Origin of the sequence: Bacillus sp. YBWC18 (genome assembly GCF_002998775.1) — a bacterium.
Lineage (GTDB): Bacteria > Bacillota > Bacilli > Bacillales > Bacillaceae > Bacillus.
Genome location: NZ_PVRI01000001.1, coordinates 823,366 through 844,193, shown reverse-complemented (window position 1 = coordinate 844,193; position 20,828 = coordinate 823,366). Strand labels below are relative to the sequence as shown.

27 protein-coding genes are annotated in these 20,828 nt (G+C 40.0%); 12 read left to right on the top strand and 15 right to left on the bottom strand.

Annotated features, from left to right (window positions below; translation table 11 throughout):
* Positions 1-360, bottom strand: a complete 360-nt coding sequence (locus tag C6348_RS04415; protein WP_106042027.1) for a winged helix-turn-helix transcriptional regulator — start codon at positions 358-360, stop codon at positions 1-3.
* 193 nt (positions 361-553) lie between these two features.
* Between C6348_RS04415 and C6348_RS04410 the strand changes: the two genes are divergently transcribed.
* Both C6348_RS04410 and C6348_RS04405 read left to right on the top strand, forming a co-directional pair.
* Complete coding sequence (locus tag C6348_RS04410) at positions 554-1,411, top strand: arginase family protein (protein ID WP_106042025.1); 858 nt, start codon at positions 554-556, stop codon at positions 1,409-1,411.
* A 48-nt stretch (positions 1,412-1,459) separates the two neighbouring features.
* On the top strand, positions 1,460-2,329 hold the full coding sequence (locus C6348_RS04405) for an arginase family protein (RefSeq protein ID WP_106042023.1): 870 nt from the start codon (positions 1,460-1,462) through the stop codon (positions 2,327-2,329).
* Between the two features lie 197 nt (positions 2,330-2,526).
* Here the strand turns inward: C6348_RS04405 and C6348_RS04400 are convergent, their stop codons facing one another.
* On the bottom strand, positions 2,527-2,841 hold the full coding sequence (locus C6348_RS04400; protein WP_106042021.1) for a maltose acetyltransferase domain-containing protein: 315 nt from the start codon (positions 2,839-2,841) through the stop codon (positions 2,527-2,529).
* A gap of 16 nt (positions 2,842-2,857) precedes the next feature.
* Entirely contained in the window at positions 2,858-3,934 is a 1,077-nt protein-coding gene (locus C6348_RS04395; protein ID WP_106042019.1) for an isocitrate/isopropylmalate dehydrogenase family protein, read from the bottom strand.
* Between the two features lie 177 nt (positions 3,935-4,111).
* On the opposite strand from C6348_RS04395, the gene C6348_RS04390 reads away from it, so the two are divergent.
* The 3 genes from C6348_RS04390 (at position 4,112) to C6348_RS19150 (ending at position 5,983) form a co-directional block, all read left to right on the top strand.
* Complete coding sequence (locus tag C6348_RS04390) at positions 4,112-5,284, top strand: MFS transporter (RefSeq protein WP_034660790.1); 1,173 nt, start codon at positions 4,112-4,114, stop codon at positions 5,282-5,284.
* A gap of 194 nt (positions 5,285-5,478) precedes the next feature.
* Positions 5,479-5,814, top strand: a complete 336-nt coding sequence (locus tag C6348_RS04385) for a hypothetical protein (protein WP_034660789.1) — start codon at positions 5,479-5,481, stop codon at positions 5,812-5,814.
* Between the two features lie 43 nt (positions 5,815-5,857).
* A complete protein-coding gene (locus C6348_RS19150; protein ID WP_008343787.1) occupies positions 5,858-5,983 on the top strand; it encodes a hypothetical protein in 126 nt (41 codons plus the stop codon).
* 53 nt (positions 5,984-6,036) lie between these two features.
* On the opposite strand, the gene parC is transcribed toward C6348_RS19150, so the two are convergent.
* The 3 genes from parC to C6348_RS04365 all read right to left on the bottom strand — a co-directional run bounded on the left by parC (position 6,037) and on the right by C6348_RS04365 (position 11,276).
* On the bottom strand, positions 6,037-8,475 hold the full coding sequence (parC, locus tag C6348_RS04380) for a DNA topoisomerase IV subunit A (protein WP_106042017.1): 2,439 nt from the start codon (positions 8,473-8,475) through the stop codon (positions 6,037-6,039).
* Between the two features lie 2 nt (positions 8,476-8,477).
* Positions 8,478-10,445, bottom strand: coding sequence for a DNA topoisomerase IV subunit B (parE, locus tag C6348_RS04375; RefSeq protein WP_106042015.1), 1,968 nt, complete (start codon positions 10,443-10,445; stop codon positions 8,478-8,480).
* A 417-nt stretch (positions 10,446-10,862) separates the two neighbouring features.
* A complete protein-coding gene (locus C6348_RS04365; protein WP_106042013.1) occupies positions 10,863-11,276 on the bottom strand; it encodes a CoA-binding protein in 414 nt (137 codons plus the stop codon).
* Positions 11,277-11,430: 154 nt separating this feature from the next.
* Between C6348_RS04365 and plsY the strand changes: the two genes are divergently transcribed.
* Complete coding sequence (gene plsY, locus C6348_RS04360) at positions 11,431-12,012, top strand: glycerol-3-phosphate 1-O-acyltransferase PlsY (RefSeq protein WP_060596428.1); 582 nt, start codon at positions 11,431-11,433, stop codon at positions 12,010-12,012.
* A 98-nt stretch (positions 12,013-12,110) separates the two neighbouring features.
* Positions 12,111-12,398 carry a HesB/YadR/YfhF family protein gene (locus C6348_RS04355; RefSeq protein ID WP_106042012.1) on the top strand — a complete coding sequence of 96 codons (288 nt, stop codon included), beginning with the start codon at positions 12,111-12,113 and terminating at the stop codon, positions 12,396-12,398.
* 39 nt (positions 12,399-12,437) lie between these two features.
* On the opposite strand, the gene C6348_RS04350 is transcribed toward C6348_RS04355, so the two are convergent.
* From C6348_RS04350 to acnA, 7 genes are all read right to left on the bottom strand, one after another.
* Positions 12,438-12,749, bottom strand: coding sequence for a hypothetical protein (locus C6348_RS04350; RefSeq protein WP_034660782.1), 312 nt, complete (start codon positions 12,747-12,749; stop codon positions 12,438-12,440).
* A 3-nt stretch (positions 12,750-12,752) separates the two neighbouring features.
* Positions 12,753-13,175 carry an acyl-CoA thioesterase gene (locus C6348_RS04345; protein WP_034660781.1) on the bottom strand — a complete coding sequence of 141 codons (423 nt, stop codon included), beginning with the start codon at positions 13,173-13,175 and terminating at the stop codon, positions 12,753-12,755.
* Positions 13,176-13,278: 103 nt separating this feature from the next.
* A complete protein-coding gene (gene tlp / locus C6348_RS04340; RefSeq protein ID WP_095285217.1) occupies positions 13,279-13,521 on the bottom strand; it encodes a small acid-soluble spore protein Tlp in 243 nt (80 codons plus the stop codon).
* 13 nt (positions 13,522-13,534) lie between these two features.
* Positions 13,535-13,678: an acid-soluble spore protein N gene (locus tag C6348_RS04335; RefSeq protein WP_008357830.1), complete on the bottom strand. Its 144-nt coding sequence runs from the start codon at positions 13,676-13,678 to the stop codon at positions 13,535-13,537.
* A gap of 51 nt (positions 13,679-13,729) precedes the next feature.
* Positions 13,730-13,855, bottom strand: coding sequence for an FbpB family small basic protein (locus C6348_RS04330; protein WP_003211002.1), 126 nt, complete (start codon positions 13,853-13,855; stop codon positions 13,730-13,732).
* A gap of 71 nt (positions 13,856-13,926) precedes the next feature.
* Positions 13,927-14,430 carry a TlpA family protein disulfide reductase gene (locus C6348_RS04325; protein WP_106042010.1) on the bottom strand — a complete coding sequence of 168 codons (504 nt, stop codon included), beginning with the start codon at positions 14,428-14,430 and terminating at the stop codon, positions 13,927-13,929.
* 72 nt (positions 14,431-14,502) lie between these two features.
* A complete protein-coding gene (acnA, locus tag C6348_RS04320; protein ID WP_106042008.1) occupies positions 14,503-17,232 on the bottom strand; it encodes an aconitate hydratase AcnA in 2,730 nt (909 codons plus the stop codon).
* Between the two features lie 220 nt (positions 17,233-17,452).
* Between acnA and sspO the strand changes: the two genes are divergently transcribed.
* The 4 genes from sspO to C6348_RS04300 all read left to right on the top strand — a co-directional run bounded on the left by sspO (position 17,453) and on the right by C6348_RS04300 (position 18,955).
* Complete coding sequence (gene sspO / locus C6348_RS04315) at positions 17,453-17,599, top strand: small acid-soluble spore protein SspO (protein WP_034660777.1); 147 nt, start codon at positions 17,453-17,455, stop codon at positions 17,597-17,599.
* A 16-nt stretch (positions 17,600-17,615) separates the two neighbouring features.
* The gene (locus C6348_RS04310) at positions 17,616-17,762 is read left to right on the top strand and encodes a small acid-soluble spore protein P (protein ID WP_003211331.1); all 147 of its coding nucleotides are present in this window, start codon (positions 17,616-17,618) and stop codon (positions 17,760-17,762) included.
* Positions 17,763-17,864: 102 nt separating this feature from the next.
* A complete protein-coding gene (locus C6348_RS04305) occupies positions 17,865-18,266 on the top strand; it encodes an Hsp20/alpha crystallin family protein (protein ID WP_106042006.1) in 402 nt (133 codons plus the stop codon).
* A gap of 260 nt (positions 18,267-18,526) precedes the next feature.
* Positions 18,527-18,955: a DUF2621 domain-containing protein gene (locus C6348_RS04300; RefSeq protein ID WP_106042004.1), complete on the top strand. Its 429-nt coding sequence runs from the start codon at positions 18,527-18,529 to the stop codon at positions 18,953-18,955.
* A gap of 19 nt (positions 18,956-18,974) precedes the next feature.
* Here C6348_RS04300 and C6348_RS04295 read toward each other — a convergent pair whose 3' ends face one another.
* Positions 18,975-19,457, bottom strand: a complete 483-nt coding sequence (locus tag C6348_RS04295) for a CcdC family protein (protein WP_088002832.1) — start codon at positions 19,455-19,457, stop codon at positions 18,975-18,977.
* A gap of 94 nt (positions 19,458-19,551) precedes the next feature.
* Positions 19,552-20,259 carry a cytochrome c biogenesis CcdA family protein gene (locus C6348_RS04290; RefSeq protein ID WP_106042002.1) on the bottom strand — a complete coding sequence of 236 codons (708 nt, stop codon included), beginning with the start codon at positions 20,257-20,259 and terminating at the stop codon, positions 19,552-19,554.
* 208 nt (positions 20,260-20,467) lie between these two features.
* Between C6348_RS04290 and C6348_RS04285 the strand changes: the two genes are divergently transcribed.
* Positions 20,468-20,641 (top strand): aspartyl-phosphate phosphatase Spo0E family protein, encoded by a 174-nt coding sequence (locus C6348_RS04285; protein ID WP_369810454.1) that lies wholly within the window; start codon positions 20,468-20,470, stop codon positions 20,639-20,641.
* Positions 20,642-20,828 lie beyond the last annotated feature (187 nt).

Below are 20,828 nucleotides of genomic sequence, written 5' to 3'. Positions count from 1 at the left end.
TTATTGTGGTTCTATTTCAGAAGGCGGTTGATTTTCTATACCCCATTCACACATTTCTTCCAAAATCGGAATGAGTGAAGCTCCTTTAGCTGAAAGATAATATTCAACTTTTGGGGGAATCTGTGGATATTCTTTCCTAACTATTAATTCACTCATTTCTAGTTCCTTGAGTTGTGAACTAAGTGTCTTAAATGTTATGTTACCAATCATTCTATGCAACTCATTGTAGCGGATCGGATGGTTTTCTGCTAGTAAATATAGGATTACCATTTTCCATTTTCCGCCAACCAAGGACAAAGTATAACCAAAAGGAGTATCCTGTATATTCTTGATTTTACCATGATATCCATTCATTGTCATTGAGATCATCCTTTCAAATAAACATCTGTATGAACTAAAACGATTGTATAGACGTCTTATATTAGTTTACAGTGAACTGTAAGACTTGAAAAGGTACTATCTTTTTAGATAGTACCTTTCATTTTAGTGCGTACTATTAATTGATTTTAATTGGTTTATACTGAAATTAGTTGAAAAGTAAAGGAGATTAAAAATGACAAATAAAACAATTCGTCTTCTAATGCCGCAATGGCAAGGTGGAAATAATCCTAATTATTCATTTGGTGCTGAACTTCTCGCTTGGTTAGCTCCACAAAATGAACAGCCGCTTATAAAAGTTCCTGTTTATGACCCGGATGAGAGTCCCCTTGAATTGGAAAGAGGGGTTCGCGGTAGAACCCAAGTAATAAATCAGTTGAAGTCTGCTCAACAAATTATTGCTGCCCATCAGCCAGATAGCATCATTATGTTTGGTGGTGATTGTCTGGTTGAACAAGCACCTTTTGCTTATTTAAACGAACGCTATAATGGAGAACTAGGACTGATATGGATTGATTCACATCCTGATGTATCTAGTCCAAAAGATTTTGAGAACAGCCATACTATGGTATTAAGGAATTTATTAGGAGAGGGAGATGCGGAATTTGCAAATGAAGTAAAAGTTCCATTAAAGCCAAGCAATGTCTTTTTTGCTGGACTTGAAGAAACATTTTCCCATGAAACAGAATTAATACAAAGACTCGGTATGAAAACGGCAAGTACAAAAGAACTGATAAATAATCCTAATGCTATTAAAGAGTGGATTGTTGAACAAAATATTAAGCATCTAGCTATTCACCTTGATTTAGATGTTCTTGATCCTAGTGCATTCCGTTCTCTGATTTTTGCAAATCCGGATTCAAAAGAAACGATAGACTTTCCTATGGGCAAAATGCATTTTCCACAATTGACGGAGATAATCCAGGATGTATCAAAAGAAACAAATGTGGTAGGATTGGGCATCACGGAGCATTTGCCTTGGGATTCTATTAATTTAAAAAAGCTTTTAAGTACTATACCTATCTTTGTTTGAGTAACAATCCTATCTTACTAAACATGTATTAATTTAAATGGAGGTTTTATGGATAACGAAGAGAAGACATTACGATTGATCATGCCACAATGGCAGGGCGGTAACAACCTTTCGTATCACTTTGGAGCTCAGTTACTAGCATGGCTTGCTCCACCCACAGATGATGAAACAATCGAAGTACCTATTTCCACGGATCCTACTAATGATGAAAAAGAAGAGGGAATCGTAGCCAAAAAGCAAATCATTAAGCAAACTTCTTTAGCTTTAAATATTCTTCATGAACGAAATCCAGACCGGGTGGTTGTTTTAGGAGGAGACTGTAGCGTAGAACTTGCACCGTTCGCTTATCTTACAGAAAAATATAAAGAGGAATTGGCTATACTTTGGATAGATGCCCATCCGGACATTAAAACAGCAGAGCTATATCCGCATTATCATGCCATGGTACTGGCAACACTTCTTGGAGAAGGGGATCCTAATTTAGCTTCGCTTGTCCCTCGAAAAGTTAATCCAAGCAATTTACTATTTGCAGGGATTAATGATGAGAAAGAAAAAGCACCTTCAGTTTACGAAAAATATAAATTTCCTAATGTGAGTTCAGAGGAATTTGCTTCATCTAGCGAAAATGTACTGGCAGCATTGCGAGCAACAGGTGCTTCTCGGATTGCCGTTCATTTTGATCTGGATGTATTGGATTTACGCGAGTTCCGTTCGCAAGGTATTGCTAAACCAGAGCGCTATGGTGAATATGTAAGTAAAGGGTTAAAACGTTCATCCATTCAATCTGTAACTCGCCTGATTCAAGATGTTAGCAATGAATTTGATATTGTTGGGTTAGGTATTACGGAACATCTGCCTTGGGATGCACTTACACTTTCAAATATGCTTAATAACTTACCGTTGTTGAAAAAGCATTGAGTATAAATATAAAAATGAAAAAGAAGTTCTTGAGCAGCTTATAAAGTTGCTCAAGAACTTAGGTGCAGTAGCTGTCAAGGGAATATTATGAATACAACCAAAACTTAAACTTGAGCTGAGCTCTCTTAGTTTACATAATATATATTCTAGGAAGTTAAACAATGAATACATTTTCCTTGTCTCAAATCTAAGTATACTTATCTTATTGAGACAAAAAAGAAAAAAAACAAAATCCTATGTTTATTCGCCAGATTTTGATTCATCAAGATATTTAATGATTTTCGCAGGATTCCCGCAAAATGTTTTCCGACCTCGATATTGTATCCGTAATCGCACTGCAATCTTTCTTCAAAAACGACATCATTTCCGCAAGCGCCTAATAATTCCTTTAAAATGGATGTTCTTTTTTCTGGCTGATTGGTTTGCTGGTATGCAAAGTTCAATTGTCTCGCTCTTTCTCGATCTGCAATCAGGGTTTGGTCACTAGATACATAATGTTCTCCTTGGATCATTTTTTCCTTTTCACTTCTATTTATCCTGATTCATCATTTGAATGAATGCATCTGTGAATTGTGTCGTGGTTTCGCTTCCACCTAAATCCTTCGTTTTTATGTTCATTTTCATCATCTCATCCAGAGTGCGTCTTATAAGAGCAGCCGTCTTTTTCAGCCTGTCATCATGATATTTCACATAAAACCAGTCAAAAAGCATGACTGTAGAAAGAATTAACCCCATGGGATTGGCGATATTTTGCCCAGCAATATCCGGTGCTGATCCATGTGCTGCCTGTGCCATCGCTTGGTTTTCGTTACAATTTAATGAAGGGGCGATCCCTAAACTTCCGACTAGTTCCCCTGTTAAATCCGATAAAATATCCCCAAACATATTCTCTGTCACAATGACATCAAAATCACCGGCACGTCTTACTAAGAGAGCTGCCATTGCATCGATATGTAGATCTTCTACTGTCACGTGCGGATATGCTTTTGCCACCTCTTGGCATGTTCGCAGAAATAAACCAGATCCTAATTTGATTACGTTTGCCTTGTGAACAATGGTCACCTTTCGCCTGCGCTCCATTGCACTTTGAAAAGCTGCATGAGCAATACGTGTAATCGCTTTTTTGGTAAACACACCTGTGGATATAGCGACCTCTGGCGTAATCATCCACTCTCCTACCCCATGATACATGTTCCGATCTGGATAAAAACCTTCTGTGTTCTCTCGAAAAATCACGAGATCGACGTTTTGCACAAGGCCCTGTACCCCAGGTAATGATTGAGATGGACGAATGTTTGCAAATAAATCAAACGTATGACGGAGCTCTCCGCTTGGATTTCTCCTCTCTGTCAATATCTCTGGATATGAGGCAGAATCATGAGGCCCTAAAATCCACCCATGGCACTTTTTTAATTCTTCTATAGTAGATGCTGGCACAGGATCTTGGTGAGAATGGATGGCTTCAAAGCCAATTGGACATTCGACATATTCCACAAATGACTCCTGAAACTGTGATAGCGCTGCCTTTAAGATGCGCATATTTGCTTGTACAATTTCTGGCCCAATCCCGTCTCCTTTCAACACACCGATACGATATGACTTCATGCTTCCTCCCCCTTTATGTTTATTTTACCTTCTCGTCAGAAGAATTGGGAAGGCAAGATTTCTTTTGACTAGAATTGGTCATGTTCCTGCCTCAAGTTATTTACGAATCAGCCCATCTCATTTATAATCGAGTAGATTTGTTCAGTAACAGATACATCTTTAAATGTGAGGGATTAGATGGAATTAAAGTGGTATAAAGCGATTATAGTTATTTTCACGATGTCTGGTATTTCCATCTCTACATGGTTTTCACGGACACCGGAAGTTAGAGATTTATTACAAGCCAATACAGGAACGATGGGACTTATTTTACTTGGCTTATCCGTTGGTTCAATTGTCGGGCTTATTCTTTCAAATGTATTTGTTCGAAAAAAAGGCGGCCGCGTGGCGATTGTGATTAGTGCTTTTTTGATGTTCCTTGGATTCACCACTCTTGCCATTGGTTCAACACTCTCTTCTATCTTTGTCGTCACTGCCGGTCTATTTCTTTTTGGAGCAGGCTCAGGTATGTGCAATGTGGCGATGAACCTAGAAGGGACAGAAATTGAATACAGTATCAAGAAAACCATTTTGCCTATATTGCACGCTTCCTTTAGCATTGGCACTTTAATTGGAGCAGGAGCTGGCATTCTTTTTATTCATCTAGGGGTCTCTGTGCTGAATCACCTACTTGTCATTGCCCTTCTTTTCTTTCTCAGCATCTTGATTTGCACACGGTTTATTCCGCACGGTACAGGAAAGGATCAGCATGAGAAGCAGTCGGATACAATAGATGATACTCAAACGCCATGGCTGAACAAACGAACGGTCTCTCTTGCGATGATCGCCTTATGTCTTGCGTTTGTCGAAGGGTCTGCCAATGATTGGATTCCACTTGCGATGGTGGATGGCTACCAGGTTTCACATTCCATGAGTACAGTCATCTATGCTTTATTTTTATGCGGGATGATTAGCGGCAGACTAATCAGCGGACGTTTGATCGATCGTTTCGGCAGGGTGTTATTGCTAAGAATTGCGATTTTATCAGCCGCCGCCGGACTATTTCTGGTCATTTTAAAGATTTCACTTGTTGTATGTATGATATCGATCTTTTTATGGGGACTTGGCGCTTCTTTAGGCTTCCCGCTAACCATTTCTGCAGCTGGTGATGATAGCCGGTACGCCGTGAAACGCGTCAGCATTGTGACCTTATCAGGTTATACAGCCTCTCTTTCTGGGCCGCCTATATTAGGGCTGCTTGCCAATCAAGTAGGACTGCTTCATGCCTTTATTTTTGTTTTATTCGCCATATGTATTGCAGGAATCTTTACAAAAGCTGTAGCAAAACCGCGTTCATTACAAGTTCACTAAAAGTGTCTGATCCTCGATCATGGCACTTTTTTTAAATTTAAAAAATAAAATTGAAACCTTTCATGAAGTGAAACAGTCCTATAAATGTCCTGATGTTTATCGCTTTTTTAAAGAGGGAAAGTAAAAAAATAAGACTTTTCAAATAACAGAAAACGTGGTAAGATCATGAAAATAAACAGGAAGGGGTGAGAAAAATGAAAAAAAATATGCTGCTAAAATTAGCTGTCTTATTTATAGCACTCGCAAGTTTTCATTTGTTCTCAATGCCTCATTCCGTTCAGGTATACCATCATGCAAAGGTGGTTGCCGATCAAGAATCACATGAAATGAAAATCGCTCAGACAATGGGCGATGAAAAGAAACAAAAACATGTGAGCGCAGTATTTGCCGCATTTACAGTACTGCTGATGATTGGCAGTATGACAGCTGGATTTGCACGCATCACTCATACTGATCAATTTGACCGGAAAAAGAAGCATTTACTAGCAGTATTCTATCAATCTTCTTATTTCCGACTATCTCGTGTTTAACCCAACCATCTAAATCAAAACAAAAATTGGGAGGTTTTACACGATGTTATTTTTCTTAAGAGTATTTATTCTAGGTCTATTCTCTGTCACTTCACTTTCTCTTTTCGTCTACCAAGGAATTGAAGTAGTGCACGCCATTACAAGCATGTTTGGCAACCACGAGAGCTAAATGACCCGTATATAAAAGAAACCCCCTGTTTATCGCAGGGGGTTTTCGTTTGCTTATTTATTGTCATCTGGCGCAGGTTGAGGTGTGACAAGGACATGTGTTACTACTCCCTGCTCTTCCTCATCTACAATAAATGATCCATTGCTATAGCGGTCATTCGCTCTTAAAGTAGAGATATCAAGCGGAATCGTTGTACCCTTATCCGTATCAATCTCAAGTGTATCGTGCAGTGATGCAGCAATAACAGCCACAATACGGTGTGGGTTTTTCTTTAATTCTCTTAGCATCAGAACTCCGCGTTTGGCTCTAGATGTTTTATCAAATTCAGAGAGGTTCATTCGCTTCACAGCCCCTCTTTGAGTCGTCAGCACGAGGACATCGTTTTTCGGATCAATGATCTGGCCAGAGACTACTTCGTCCCCATCCTTCAAGTTGATTCCTTTGACACCAGCCGCTCTCGGACCAACAACACTTACTTCTTCTTCATCAAACCACAATCCATAGCCATTCTTCGTCGCAATAAACAATTCCTGCTGTCCTGTTGTCACATGAACATCCACGAGTTCATCGTCTCCTTTTAGGTTCAAGGCGACAAGCGGTTTCGAATAGCGCTGCGCTTTATATTGAAGAAGCTCTGTTTTCTTCACCATTCCACCTTTTGTAAAGAACAGAAGATACGACGTTTCATCAAATTCTTTAATTGGAATGGCTTTTTGAATTGATTCATCACGATCAATTGAAATGATATTCGTAATATGCTGCCCCATGTCTTTCCAGCGTATGTCTGGCAGCTGATGAACTGGACAATAAATATAGCTCCCTTTATTCGTGAACAATAGGAGGACATCCGTTGTATTCATTTCAAACTGATGAATCAGGCGGTCTGTATCCTTCATGCCAAAGTCCTTACCGTTAGATGCAGCATAGGAGCGCTGGCTTGTCCGTTTGATGTACCCATCCTTCGTCACCGTGACGTAAACATCCTCTGAGGCGATCATCACTTCAAGGTTAATCTTAATTTCTTCGATTTTTTCCTCAATGACAGATCGTCTCTCATCAGCATATGTCTTTTTGAGCTTTTTCAAACTGTTTGTAATGACCTTTAGCAGCTTTTTCTCGTTACCTAAAATGTCTTCAAGTTCTGTTATACGCACATCAAGCTCACTAGCTTCGTCTCTTAATTGCGTAATATCCGTATTCGTTAAACGATATAACTGGAGGGAAACAATCGCTTCTGATTGTGCTTCTGTAAAGTCATATTTCTCCATCAAGTTGTTTTTCGCATCTCGCTTATCATTAGAGGAGCGGATTGTGGCAATGACTTCATCTAAGATGGAAAGCGCCTTAATTAATCCGTCTACAATATGGTGGCGTTCCTTCGCTTTTCGAAGCTCATATGCTGAGCGGTTCGTCACCACTTCTTTTTGATGGGCAATATATGCATCAAGTATAGTTGTCAGCGTCATTAAGGTTGGTCTACGATTATGTATCGCCACCATATTAAAGTTATATGGAATTTGCAGATCTGAGTTTTTATATAAGAAATTCAAGACACCATTTGCATCTGCTTCTTTTTTCAGCTCTACCACGATTCGAAGCCCAGTTCGGTCAGTCTCATCTCGAACCTCTGAAATTCCTTCAACTTTTCTTTCAATTCGGAACTCGTCCATCTTTTTGACAAGATTGGCTTTATTCACTTCATAAGGAATTTCTGTGATCACGATTTGCTGGCGTCCGCCGCGGATGGTTTCAATTTCCGCTTTTCCGCGAATCATAATCTTTCCTTTTCCTGTTTCATAAGCCTTCTTAATGCCGTCGACCCCTTGAATGATACCGCCTGTTGGGAAATCTGGACCTTTGATGACTGTCATTAAATCCTCAACCGTACAATGCGGCTGTTCGATTCGTTTAATGACACCATCAATCACTTCTCCCAGATGATGCGGCGGGATATCGGTGGCATAACCTGCTGAAATCCCTGTTGATCCATTCACGAGAAGGTTTGGAAACATCGCTGGTAAAACAACTGGCTCCTTGCTTGTATCATCAAAGTTTGCGACAAATTCGACCGTTTCCTTGTCTAAGTCCTTTAATAGCTCTGAAGCAATGGCAGAAAGCCTTGCTTCCGTATAACGCATGGCAGCAGGCGGATCTCCATCGATACTCCCGTTATTCCCATGCATCTCAATGAGCACATTTCGTACTTTCCAATTCTGACTCATTCTCACCATCGCTTCATAAACAGATGAGTCACCGTGCGGATGATAGTTACCAATCACGTTACCGACTGTTTTCGCGGCTTTACGGAAGTTTTTATCTTGCGTGTTTCCTTCTGCGTACATCGCATATAAGATTCTTCGTTGTACAGGCTTTAGTCCATCTCGCGCATCTGGAAGCGCACGGTCTTGGATAATATATTTACTATAGCGACCAAACCGGTCTCCGATCACTTCTTCTAATGGTAAATCATGAAATCGTTCTTGTTGTGCCATGTTTAAACCTCCTCAGCTAGCGACAAGTTTTCATTTTCAAGAATGTTGCTTTCCTCATCAAGTCCAAAGGCGACATTCTTTTCAATCCATTTACGTCGTGGTTCTACTTTGTCACCCATCAATGTCGTGACGCGGCGTTCCACACGTGCAGCATCGTCGATTTTGACCCTGACAAGTGTTCTCGATTCTGGATTCATTGTCGTTTCCCATAGCTGGTCGGCGTTCATTTCACCTAAACCTTTATAGCGCTGAATCGTGTACCCTTTTCCAACTTTCTTCAGTACGTCATCCATTTCTTCATCAGACCATGCGTACTCAATGATTTCTTTTTTCCCTGAGCCCTTGCTGACTTTATATAAAGGCGGTAGTGCAATAAATACTTTGCCATGCTCAATCAGCGGCTTCATATAGCGGTAGAAGAACGTCAGTAGAAGCACTTGAATATGCGCTCCATCTGTATCAGCATCTGTCATGATCACGATTTTGTCATAATTGATGTCTTCTATATTAAAATCGACACCGACGCCTCCACCGATCGCATGAATAATGGTGTTGATTTCTTCATTTTTGAAAATATCAGCAAGCTTCGCTTTTTCTGTGTTGATGACCTTTCCACGAAGCGGCAGCACCGCTTGGAATTTACGGTCACGCCCTTGCTTTGCTGATCCGCCCGCTGAGTCGCCCTCTACTAGGTACAATTCGTTTCTTGCTGGGTTTCTAGATTGAGCAGGTGTTAATTTTCCGCTCAGTGTTGCTTCGGACTTTTTCCGTTTCTTGCCGCTCCTTGCTTCTTCACGTGCTCTTCTAGCAGCTTCTCTTGCCTGCTGCGCTTTAATCGCTTTTTTCACAAGAAGAGTGGCTGTTTCCCGGTTTTCTTCAAGGAAATAAGCCAGCTTTTCAGAAATAACAGCATCAACAGCCGAGCGAGCCTCACTTGTCCCAAGCTTTCCTTTTGTCTGGCCTTCAAATTGAAGCAGTTCTTCAGGAATTCTGACAGAAATAATTGCTGACAGTCCTTCGCGAATATCAGTGCCTTCTAAATTTTTGTCTTTTTCTTTTAAAAGGGCTACTTTGCGTGCATATTCATTAAAGGCTCTCGTCATCGCCGTTTTGGCACCAGACTCATGCGTACCGCCATCTTTCGTTCTGACGTTATTGACGAAAGAAAGAATATTCTCCGAGTAGCCGTCATTGAATTGAAAAGCAAAATCTACTTCGATGGATTGATGCTCTCCTTCAAATGAGACCACTTCACTCAGAACATCTTTTTCTTCATTTAAATAAGCAACGAAGGCTTCAATGCCCGTCTCATAATAAAAGGTTTCTTGTACATCATGTCGTTCATCAATCAGCTCTATTTTTAATCCTTTTAATAAAAAGGCAGATTCTCTTAAACGTTCTGATAAAGTATCGAAGTTATAGGTCGTGACACTGAACATAGTTGGATCAGGTTTAAAATGAATCAGTGTTCCTGTTTTTTTCGTTTTTCCGACTTTTTCAAGTGATGTGGCAGGCTTTCCGCCGTTTTCAAAGCGCTGATGATAAATAAAGCCGTCGCGTTCAATTGTGACAGTGAGCCATTCTGACAGCGCGTTTACTACAGATGCCCCAACTCCGTGAAGCCCACCACTTGTTTTATATCCGCCTTGACCAAATTTTCCGCCTGCGTGAAGGACCGTTAAAATGATCTCAGGTGTCGGTTTTCCAAGCTTATGCATACCAGTAGGCATCCCGCGTCCTTTATCTTGGACGGAAATGCTATTATCTTTATGTATTTTGACAATGATATGATCTCCATGGCCAGCGAGCACTTCATCGACAGAGTTGTCTACAATCTCATAGACAAGGTGATGAAGACCGCGTGAATCCGTAGACCCAATATACATCCCTGGACGTTTACGGACCGCTTCAAGTCCCTCTAGCACCTGAATAGAATCATCGTTATAATCTACTTGCTGCTTTTTAACCAAATGCTTAATCCCCTTTCACTAACAAACATAACCGGCAAACCATCAAATGATCTCTCTAGATTTTAATGATGATCATGCTGCTCATTACTGTCCACTTTAATAAGCTGCATCATCACCATGCATGTGTGAATCAACAAAACATGCTCTTTTGCACGCGGCTATGAGAATGTTCTACATTCTGCAATCAGAACTAGAAGTCCATTATAAACAAGACTGTTTGATAAGCCAAATGCAATCATATGATGGTTTTCACAAAACAGAACAAGCGTTCTACCTTTATCTTATCGCTCTTTTTCTTGATATGCAAGGTCACCGCTATGTCCCTGTCGCCTTATTTTATCGCTTTCTTCTAGAATCGCAAATATATTTCTGCAACAAAAAAGCAAAAATCCTTGAAAACCAAGGATTTTTGACGATTTAATGAGTTTTTGTCATTGCATGAGCCACCTTGATACATAAATCCATGATGGCGACCTTGCCATTTTCCTCAATCAGCCTTTTCGCTTCCTCGTGATAGATGCCTTGCTGCGCCCAAAAAACAGGTGCGTCCATTTCAAGAAATTCTTCTGCCACCTCGGGCAAAAACTCTGAACGTCTAAAGACATTGACGATATCAACAGGATCTTTGATGTCCTTTAAAGAAGCGACTGCTTTCACACCAAGTGCTTCATCAATCGTTGGGTTCACCGGAATGATCTCATATCCGGCATCTTGCATCGCTTTAGACACCATATAAGACATTCGGTGCGGCTGATCTGATAATCCAACAACAGCAATTCGTTTACTGCTCTTTAATATACGGCCAATTTCTTGTTTCGTAGGATGATTCATCCAAACACCCCTTTTCCTCTATTTTAGCGAACTTCTGCTTAAAAACAAAGCTGAATCCATCTGCTTTTGATTTTTTCAAAAAAAGATCCCCATGTTTTTCATAAGATCATGTTAAAATGTAAGACAAGAGGGAGAATATAAAGGAGTTATGCAGATGTTAATTGCTTTGATGTTTATTTTGGCTTATCTTCTCGGCAGTATTCCATCCGGTCTCATTGTCGGGAAAGCTGCAAAGGGTATTGATATCCGTGAACATGGCAGCGGAAACCTAGGTGCGACGAATGCATTTCGTACACTTGGCGTAAAAGCAGGGTCTATCGTGATTTCAGCTGATATTTTAAAGGGGACCCTTGCTTCTGCTTTACCGTTTTTCATGCAACTGGACATTCATCCCTTATTAGCAGGAGTTGCTGCTGTTATCGGTCACAGCTTTCCTGTCTTTGCAAAATTTAAAGGGGGAAAAGCAGTCGCTACATCTGGCGGCGTGTTATTATTTTATGCCCCATTCTTATTTATCACGATGATCGCTGCTTTTTTCTTATTTTTATACATTAGTAAATATGTTTCACTATCATCAATGCTGACCGGTATCTATACATTCATTTACAGCATTTTCACCAAAGACGTATTCTTAATCATTGTTGTTGCCGTTCTAGCTGGTTTTGTGATCTACAGACACATCGCCAACCTCAAACGAATCCTCAACAAAACTGAACCGAAAATCAAATGGCTCTAGCCGTTTCATAAGTTTCATTATGTGGTAAAAAGAAAGAAAAGCTGTTTTTGCATCCTGCATTTAAAAAAACAGCATGACTTCAAAAAGGGGCGATCACATTGAAATTAACGATAAAAGAAGATGCACTCAATTGGTACAAGAATGAACTAGATTTAGAAAAAGGTGATCAAGTTCGCTTTTTTGTGAGATATGGCGGGTGCAGTCATGTACAAAAAGGCTTTTCTCTCGGCGTCGCAAAAGATGAACCTCAAAATGCCGGCGCAACCGCTGAAATAGAAGGTATTACTTTCTTTGTTGAAGAAAGTGATATTTGGTATTTTGACAACCATGATCTGCATATTGATTATAACGAGTCCGTGAAAGAACCAGAGTTTCATTATGAATAAACAAAAAAGATACCTCATCCCTCGGGTATCTTTTTTGTTTTATCCTTCAATATATAGCCCATACTCATGAATGTTTCCTAAAGACCGCTCCTTTTGCAGGATTCTTTTTTGTGGTTCACCAATCAAGTCAAAGTGTGGAAACCCTGCGCGGTCATGAATCCATTCTTTTTTGAGTCCATGTTTTTCTCCCCACTCAATTAACTGCTTCATATCCTGACAGGCTGCTTTAGTGACGGTATTGGCATGCGGGAAACGGTCATCAAGCCAATAATGGGTTAAAAAGGCCAGTTCTCCTTGCTGGACAGCTGATTTCCACGCATTTAGATCGCTTCTTTTAATACCAAACGCCATGAATTAAACCTGCTTCTTCGACTGTTCGTATACTTTGTGCCAGGCAGGAAAAGCTTTTCTAAATTGAATAGGTCTAAAGGTTTCTTTGTCTACACAAATATGTGAGGTTGTCCCTGTAATCGCTGTTTGCCCATCAGGCTTTTGAATTTCGTAGCCATACACCGTTTTGAGTCCATTGTATTCTTCAATCCATGTATGAACTGTCGCTGTTTCACCGTACAGCAATGGTTTTTTATATTGCACCTGCAAATCTATAACGGGTGCAAGAGCGCCGTCTGCTTCTAGCTGCGCATAGGAAAATCCTAATTCTTTAATCAGTGCTGTTCTGCCGACTTCCATCCAGATTAAATAATTGGCATGATACACGATGCCCATTTGGTCTGTTTCTGCATAACGGACTTCTATTTCTTTTTTAGATACATACACGTTTTCATCGCTCTCCTATCAAAACCTAAGGTCTCTGCCATTTTACCACAATCGAAATGGTTCTTCTAAAAGGAGGCAATAAAATAAACCAGGAATCCCTGGTTTATTCGGTATAGCCATTTTTTCTTGCTGCTTCTTCGTCCTTGATCTCAGAACGCATGGCATCAATACTCATTTTTCGATTTTCATTTTTTTGCTTGATCATCTGTTTTTCTTCATCTGTCGAAAGGGCCATCGCTGCTTCAGATTCATCGATATTGTCAAGGGTGTTTTCGATCATATCTTGCAGCTTTTCAACATTATCAGAACGATCATCTGGATTGGATTGATATGACTTTCCATTCATCATGATACCCTCCTTATTCGCCCTTCGTCTGTATGACATCAGGCTGTTCATTTGATTTATTATGCATCTTTTTTCCTTTATTACGTTTGTATGCTACAGGTTTTGTCCCTAAATGGTCTGGTGTAAACTGCGCTTGTTTATCATGCTCTCTACCCATCATTCATCCCTCCCTCTTCTTTAGGATGAACGAAAAAGGATAATTCATAACTTATTTCTGTCTAAAACGCTCTTCCAACTTTTCTTCAAGCTGGTTTAAAAATTCCTCATTGCTTAATAATTCTTTTTTATTTTCAAGTACAAGCTCTTCAAATGTACGTCGTTTTCTTCTTCTCATTGTACTCACCTCCAGTGTTTGTATTTCATTTTCGCCAAAACATTTAGAAAATAAGCAAAAAAGCTGAATCATTATAGACCCAGCTCTTGCTCAATTTCTTTTTTTGTCAGCATTTGATGCTTTACAGACACGATGCGTCCTTTTTCATCTAATATGTATGTCGTGGGGTATGAAAGCACCTGATATCGTGCTTGAATGCCTTTTTGATCCAATAAAATAGGAAAGCTCAGCTTTAATTCATCTGCAAATGCTGCAACATGATCTACACTTTTTTCAGTGGTCGTCAAATTCACCGCAAGTACTTCGACCTGATCATGTTCGCTTCTAATTGCGTCTAGATCCGGCATTTCTGTCCTGCATGGCTTACACCATGTCGCCCAAAAATTGACGAGCACCTTTTTCCCTTGGTAATCAGATAACGAGGCCGTTTGACCATCAAGGGTTTTAAGTTCAAAATCAGGGGCTTGATCCCCTTTTTCAAGACCGATTGCGGGCTCTTTTGGTCCAAGTAAATTCCACGCAAGTAAACCAATCAACACAAGTAAAACAGCGCTTGCCATTCCTTTTTTCCACATGATTGATCCTCCACTATTTTAAAAAAGAAGAGAAAGCTGAAAAGGCGCCTTCTCTTCTTTGCTGTATGAGTATTAGTTGCTTGCCAATTTTTCACGAAGTACCATTTGAAGGATACCGCCATGACGATAGTAGTCAATTTCGACTTCACTGTCAAAGCGAACAACCACTTCAAATGTTTTCTCATTGCCATCTGTATCAATTGCTTTCACAGTAACAAGATCACGTGGACGAACTGTTTCATCAACTTCAACTTCAAATGTTTCTGTTCCTGTTAGTCCATAAGTTTCTGCACTTTCTCCGTCTTTAAACTGTAACGGAAGTACACCCATGAAGACAAGGTTACTTCTGTGGATACGCTCAAAGCTTTCAGCTAGAACGAATTTAATTCCAAGAAGGTTTGTTCCTTTTGCAGCCCAGTCACGCGAAGAACCCATTCCGTAGTCTTTACCTGCTAAGATCGCAAGACCTGTTCCATCTTCTTTATAACGCATGCATGCATCATAAATGGATGTCACTTCACCAGTTGGCCAATAAGTTGTATAACCGCCTTCAGTTCCTGGTGCAATTTGGTTCTTAATACGGATGTTTGCAAAAGTACCTCTCATCATGACATGGTGGTTACCACGGCGAGATCCGTATGAGTTAAAGTCTCTAGGCGATACGCCTCTTTCTTGCAAGTATTTACCCGCAGGTGTGTCTTTACCAATCGCTCCAGCAGGAGAAATATGGTCAGTTGTCACAGAGTCACCGAACTTGGCAACGACGCGCAAGCCTTTAAGCGGTTCAACTTTACCAGGTTCAACTGATAGGTTTTCAAAGAATGGCGGGTTATCAATGTATGTGGAATTTTCATCCCATTTGTACAATGCATCATCCGTCGTTTTAATTTCATTCCAGCGGTCATTGTTGTCAAAAACAGTTTCATACTCTGAACGGAATAACTCAGGTGTGACAGTGCTTTTGACGACGCTGTTGATTTCGTCCATTGATGGCCAAATATCATCGAAATAAACGTTCTCACCATTTTTATCCACACCGATAGGGTCTTTTGTTAAATCAATATTCACCGTACCAGCAAGTGCATACGCCACAACTAATGGTGGAGATGCAAGGTAGTTTCCTTTCACAAGCGGGTGGATACGCCCTTCAAAGTTACGGTTACCTGATAAAACAGAAGTGATCAGCAGATCATTTTCAGAGACAGCATCCTCGATTTCTTGCGCAAGCGGTCCTGAGTTTCCGATACATGTTGTACAGCCATACCCAACGATGTTAAATCCGAGGTCTCTTAAGTATGGAAGAAGTCCTGAGTTCACGAGGTATCCTGTCACAACCTTAGAACCTGGAGCTAGTGACGTTTTCACGTAGTTTGGCACCTTCATACCAAGCTCACTTGCTTTCTTCGCAACAAGACCTGCTCCGATTAAGACGTATGGGTTCGATGTATTCGTACAGCTCGTAATCGCTGCAATCGCAATCGCACCTGTCTTCATCACAGCTTTTTCACCATTTGCAAGATCAAATTCAATTTGTTTATCCAGCTCTGATTTTTCTAAGCCAAAACCTTGGTTACCAGCTGGGCTTTCAATGTGTTGATGGAACGTCTCTTTCATTTCAGAAAGTGGAATCAAATCTTGTGGACGCTTTGGACCAGATAAGTTTGATTCAATTTGAGAAAGGTCAATTTCCACAACATCCGTAAAAATTGGCTCTTCTGCATCTGGCGTATAGAATAAGCCATTTGCGCGAGAATATTCTTCAACGATATTAATTTGCTCTTCATCACGTCCAGTAAGGCGAAGGTAAGCAAGAGCTTCCTCATCTACTGGGAAGAATCCGCAAGTAGCACCGTATTCAGGCGCCATATTCGCAATCGTTGCACGATCCGCTAACGGCAGCTGTGCAACTCCAGGTCCGAAGAATTCAACGAATTTGTTCACTACGCCTTTTTCACGCAGAACTTGTGTCACTTTTAATGCAAGGTCAGTTGCAGTCGTTCCGTTTGGAAGCTCTCCAACTAATTTAGCACCAATGACTTCTGGTACTGGGAAGTATGAAGGCTGACCGAGCATACCAGCTTCCGCTTCAATACCGCCAACGCCCCATCCAAGTACGCCGATCCCGTTGATCATGGTTGTATGAGAGTCAGTACCAACCAATGTATCTGGGTAAGTGATGATCTCACCATCTTCTTCAATCGCATGAACAACACTTGCAAGGTACTCTAAGTTTACTTGGTGAACAATCCCTGTTGCAGGCGGAACAGCTTGATAGTTATTAAACGCTTTCTTTGCCCAGCTAAGGAAGTTATAACGCTCTGCGTTACGTTCGAATTCTAAATCCATGTTAATGTTTAAAGCATCTTCAGTTCCAGCTTTATCAACTTGTACTGAGTGGTCAATGACAAGGTCAACTGGAATTTCAGGGTTGATTTTATCCGGGTCCCCGCCTACATCTGCCATTGCTTTTCTTAAAGAAGCAAGGTCAACGACGGCTGGTACACCCGTGAAGTCTTGTAAAATAACACGAGAAGGTTTAAATGGAACATCAATTTCTTTGACCTCGGCAGTTCCCCATTTTGCCAAGTTTTCAACGTGTTCCTTCTTGATCACTCTACCGTCTACTTGGCGAAGCACTGATTCTAAAAGTACCTTAATGGAATAAGGCAGCTTAGAAACATTTCCGATTCCTTGTTTCTCTAGTGCTTCTAACGAATAATAGTGATACGTTTTCCCATTTGTCGAAAACGTTTTTCTAGATTGAAAAGCGTCTTGTTTAGCGACTTGCTGCTGTTTCGACATGTCCAAAATCCCCCTTTTGATGATCAAGATCAATTTCAATTCTCAGAAAAATCGTCGTATTTCACCACAATTTTCTCACAATTTCATCTTAAAACAAATTCATACATAAGTAAATAACAATGCTTTTATTAAATTCAATAAGTTTAGCTTATCATCAGGAAATGATTACTCTTCATAAACCAAGCAGGGCGGGATCATACTACAATTGAGGTGATAGAACATGACAAAACGCAAAGCAAATCATGTGATTGACGGCATGAACGCAGCCAAAAGCCAAGGGAATGGTGCAGGTTATATTGAAGATGACCAACTCGTTTTAACAGAAGAACAAAGACAAAACAATAAAAAACGTAAAAAAAACCAATAAGAAAGGAGCAATCACCATGACGAATAAAAACACAGGAAAAGACATCCGTCAAAACTCACCTAAGGAGCATCAAGGCGGACAGCCTGAGCCATTATCAGGCAGTAAAAAAGTGAAAAACCGCAACCATACAAGACAAAAGCACAATTCTCATCACGATATGTAAATATTCTCCTCTCATCCCGTGACCAAGCGGGATGTTTTAGGTCTTTCACACATTTCAGTTCTCAACATATCATTTATTATGAGATGTGATGGAGGAGTGTTTATGGAGAATGAAAAGCAATCGAATTCCTCTGATTTTCTAGAAATAGATGATTGGCTCAATGTCTTAATGGATGATCCATTTGCCTGGTATGATGAACACCTCCCAATTGATCTTTATGAAACAAGCCGCGATTATATTATTGAGATTGATGTCTCCACCCTGTCGATCACTGATGTAAAGTTGACCTTCGCTGGACATGAGCTGACTCTCTGTTACACGGTACAAAAGCCAAATGATGAAGGCGAACAGCCAATTGAAAAAAGTGTCATGCTCCCTTTTTATCTGAACGACAAAGATATTGAAACAGAATACGAAAACCGAATCATTTCGATAAGAATTAAAAAAAGTTCTGACTATCCAAGCGGGGCATTTTCCTTTCAAATCCCGCACTTCAAACATTAAGAGCCCACCTTCATTTGGTGGGCTCTCTTCCGTTCGTGTCAAGTCAATACCTTTTGCGAACCACCATGGCCAAATAGTAGAGTCGCTATATGATAATGTATTCTTTTTCTACTAGATGGTTTGGGTCTTTCTAGTAAATGGGCAGTTATGAATGAAAAAAGGCGTTCATAGAGATGAGAGACATACATTTTTGTTATTTTCTTCTATCATCACTTCATGTAAAATAAGATAGAGAGACGAGGGGTATAAGGAGTGAGAACATGTTAAGCGGCTGGTTTTTGTGGTTCATTTTATTTTGGGGTACGGTGATGATCGGATTACTCGCAATCGGTGGCTTTTTTATGTTTCGCAAATTTTTAAAACGATTGCCGAAGGAAGATGGGAAATCAGAGCTTGATTGGCAGGATGAATATATTCAAAAGAGCCTCCACCTATGGCGGGAAGAAGACAAAAAGCTTTTAAATGAACTCGTATTACCTGTTCCAGAGCTGTTTAGAGATGTCGCCAAAGAAAAAATTGCGGGAAAGATTGGCGAGCTGGCTTTAAAAGAACAAGCTGCCAGCATTAATTTAGATTTAATCATTCGCGGCTATATTATCGCTACCCCAAAGCGGGATCATAAGTTTTTACTGAAGCGCCTTCAAGAAAAAGACATCGATCACACGCCATATGAAGCATTATTAAAATAACCTCCTTATAAAAGGAGGTTTAATTCATTTGAACCTGCTGAGGATCTAATTGCTTAGATATCTTTCTAAACGACAAATACATAGCAACGCGCCAAGGCACAATCATGCCAAAGGCAAGTATCCAAAACATTCCGCTTAGAGAGCCATAATCAATAGAAGAACTCAGGATCGTCTTCATTCCGATACGAAGAACAAGAAGTCCAATGAGAATAAACACAAATGCTTTTGACCGCTTTAAGTAAATCTCATTCCCTCTAATTTCAAACTTCGATGTTTTGATTAAAAAGATGGAGAAAAACATCCCCACTGTGATTGCCTCGAGAAATTCAGCCCCAGTTACCTGAAACATTGGAACAAAAAACATCAATGCACCAGTGCTCATGAAAATAGGAGGCAATATAATTTTTTTTGCGGTTGCCGGTTTTGCAGATGACTTAATGCGAATAAACATGACGGCTACCGCCATACATACCGCAATTATAGAAGAGATTAAGACCATCATATCTAATCATTCCTTTATTTTTTAAGGTCAGCCTATGTATAATATACTCCAATTGACGAAAAAAAACCATTCGCCGCGACTGTAGAAAACGATTTCAAAAGCCTGTAAATCCGCCAAAAAAGGATGAGAACATGATGATAATCCATGTCAGAAGATCAAAGAACAGCAATAACCCTACCACAATCATAATGATTCCGCCAATTTTCATAATAAGCTGCTGATGCTTTCTGATCCACGCCATTTTCGTAATGAAGAAAGATAGAATAAAAAACGGGACGGCAAATCCAAAGACATATGCAATCATATAAGGCACCGCCGACTCTGGATTGTTACTAGCAAGTGCGATAACGGCCGATAAAATTGGTCCTGTACAAGGTGTCCATCCAGCGGCAAAGCCCATTCCGATGAGAATCGACCCAAAAAAACCAGCAGGTCGGTTTTTGAACTTCATCCTCTTTTCTCCCATGAGGAAAGAAGGCTGAAATACGCCAAGCGTCATAAATCCAAAGAAAATAATGAGAATGGCTCCTACCTGGCGAATCGCTTGATGGTAATCATCAAAAAACTTCCCAACAAACGATGTCCCAAAGCCAATCGCAATAAATATAATAGAGAATCCAACTAAAAAGAATAAGGTATGAAGCAGACTTCTTCTTCTCAGCATCACCTTCTCAGATTTCACTTCATCTATACTAACGCCCGTAATATACGATAAAAAGGCTGGATAAAGCGGCAGACAGCATGGTGAGATAAAAGAAAGAAACCCTGCTCCAAAAGCTAAAAAGTAATTCAAATCTGTCAAAAGAACACCCCCTTCTTACAATATACAATAAGAGATGACAAAATCATTTCATTTTTTTTACATCCTCTCAATAAAGATGGTCTATTCTCTTAAAACCTTATATAATTTAATTTGACATTAAGATAACGAATCCTTTAAATTTGAAAATAAACCTTAAAATGGATATAATAAAATCGATTCTTTTTATCAAGATTTGCATGAAAGGAACATGACTTTGGTAAAAACATCATTATTAACTCAAATCGAAGAAAAAAGAGAAGAGCTGATGAAAGTTGTCTTGCATAATGGGATGACATCAACAGTGACCATCGAACATAGCCAGCAGCTAGATCATCTTCTCTTACAATATCAACGACACTTACACTCAAACTCAGCCAACTAATCATATCTCATGATATCTATCATGCTGCACGATTTTTAGAACAGTTGATATGTGACCATAAACGAAACAAAAACCTCTGATGACAGGGGTTTTTTGTTTTTAACAGGAGGCTGACGCAAAAATAAAAACCACCTTCCCTGCTTCATTCATGCAAGTACAGTGGTTTTAAAGCGTCTGATGAAGGTGA

Excerpts from the sequence above, each read along its gene's own strand:
- C6348_RS19150 (WP_008343787.1), top strand. The coding sequence starts at position 5,858 with ATGTTATTTTTCTTAAGAGTATTTATTCTAGGTCTATTCTCTGTCACT.
- parC (WP_106042017.1), bottom strand. The coding sequence starts at position 8,475 with ATGGCACAACAAGAACGATTTCATGATTTACCATTAGAAGAAGTGATC.
- C6348_RS04365 (WP_106042013.1), bottom strand. The coding sequence starts at position 11,276 with ATGAATCATCCTACGAAACAAGAAATTGGCCGTATATTAAAGAGCAGT.
- acnA (WP_106042008.1), bottom strand. The coding sequence starts at position 17,232 with ATGTCGAAACAGCAGCAAGTCGCTAAACAAGACGCTTTTCAATCTAGA.
- C6348_RS04335 (WP_008357830.1), bottom strand. The coding sequence starts at position 13,678 with ATGGGTAGAGAGCATGATAAACAAGCGCAGTTTACACCAGACCATTTA.
- C6348_RS04310 (WP_003211331.1), top strand. The coding sequence starts at position 17,616 with ATGACGAATAAAAACACAGGAAAAGACATCCGTCAAAACTCACCTAAG.
- plsY (WP_060596428.1), top strand. The coding sequence starts at position 11,431 with ATGTTAATTGCTTTGATGTTTATTTTGGCTTATCTTCTCGGCAGTATT.
- C6348_RS04305 (WP_106042006.1), top strand. The coding sequence starts at position 17,865 with ATGGAGAATGAAAAGCAATCGAATTCCTCTGATTTTCTAGAAATAGAT.
- C6348_RS04390 (WP_034660790.1), top strand. The coding sequence starts at position 4,112 with ATGGAATTAAAGTGGTATAAAGCGATTATAGTTATTTTCACGATGTCT.
- C6348_RS04400 (WP_106042021.1), bottom strand. The coding sequence starts at position 2,841 with ATGATCCAAGGAGAACATTATGTATCTAGTGACCAAACCCTGATTGCA.
- C6348_RS04300 (WP_106042004.1), top strand. The coding sequence starts at position 18,527 with ATGTTAAGCGGCTGGTTTTTGTGGTTCATTTTATTTTGGGGTACGGTG.
- C6348_RS04285 (WP_369810454.1), top strand. The coding sequence starts at position 20,468 with ATGACTTTGGTAAAAACATCATTATTAACTCAAATCGAAGAAAAAAGA.
- C6348_RS04325 (WP_106042010.1), bottom strand. The coding sequence starts at position 14,430 with ATGTGGAAAAAAGGAATGGCAAGCGCTGTTTTACTTGTGTTGATTGGT.
- C6348_RS04330 (WP_003211002.1), bottom strand. The coding sequence starts at position 13,855 with ATGAGAAGAAGAAAACGACGTACATTTGAAGAGCTTGTACTTGAAAAT.
- C6348_RS04350 (WP_034660782.1), bottom strand. The coding sequence starts at position 12,749 with ATGGCGTTTGGTATTAAAAGAAGCGATCTAAATGCGTGGAAATCAGCT.
- C6348_RS04415 (WP_106042027.1), bottom strand. The coding sequence starts at position 360 with ATGACAATGAATGGATATCATGGTAAAATCAAGAATATACAGGATACT.
- C6348_RS04385 (WP_034660789.1), top strand. The coding sequence starts at position 5,479 with ATGAAAAAAAATATGCTGCTAAAATTAGCTGTCTTATTTATAGCACTC.
- sspO (WP_034660777.1), top strand. The coding sequence starts at position 17,453 with ATGACAAAACGCAAAGCAAATCATGTGATTGACGGCATGAACGCAGCC.
- C6348_RS04295 (WP_088002832.1), bottom strand. The coding sequence starts at position 19,457 with ATGATGGTCTTAATCTCTTCTATAATTGCGGTATGTATGGCGGTAGCC.
- C6348_RS04405 (WP_106042023.1), top strand. The coding sequence starts at position 1,460 with ATGGATAACGAAGAGAAGACATTACGATTGATCATGCCACAATGGCAG.
- C6348_RS04410 (WP_106042025.1), top strand. The coding sequence starts at position 554 with ATGACAAATAAAACAATTCGTCTTCTAATGCCGCAATGGCAAGGTGGA.
- tlp (WP_095285217.1), bottom strand. The coding sequence starts at position 13,521 with ATGAATGGAAAGTCATATCAATCCAATCCAGATGATCGTTCTGATAAT.
- C6348_RS04395 (WP_106042019.1), bottom strand. The coding sequence starts at position 3,934 with ATGAAGTCATATCGTATCGGTGTGTTGAAAGGAGACGGGATTGGGCCA.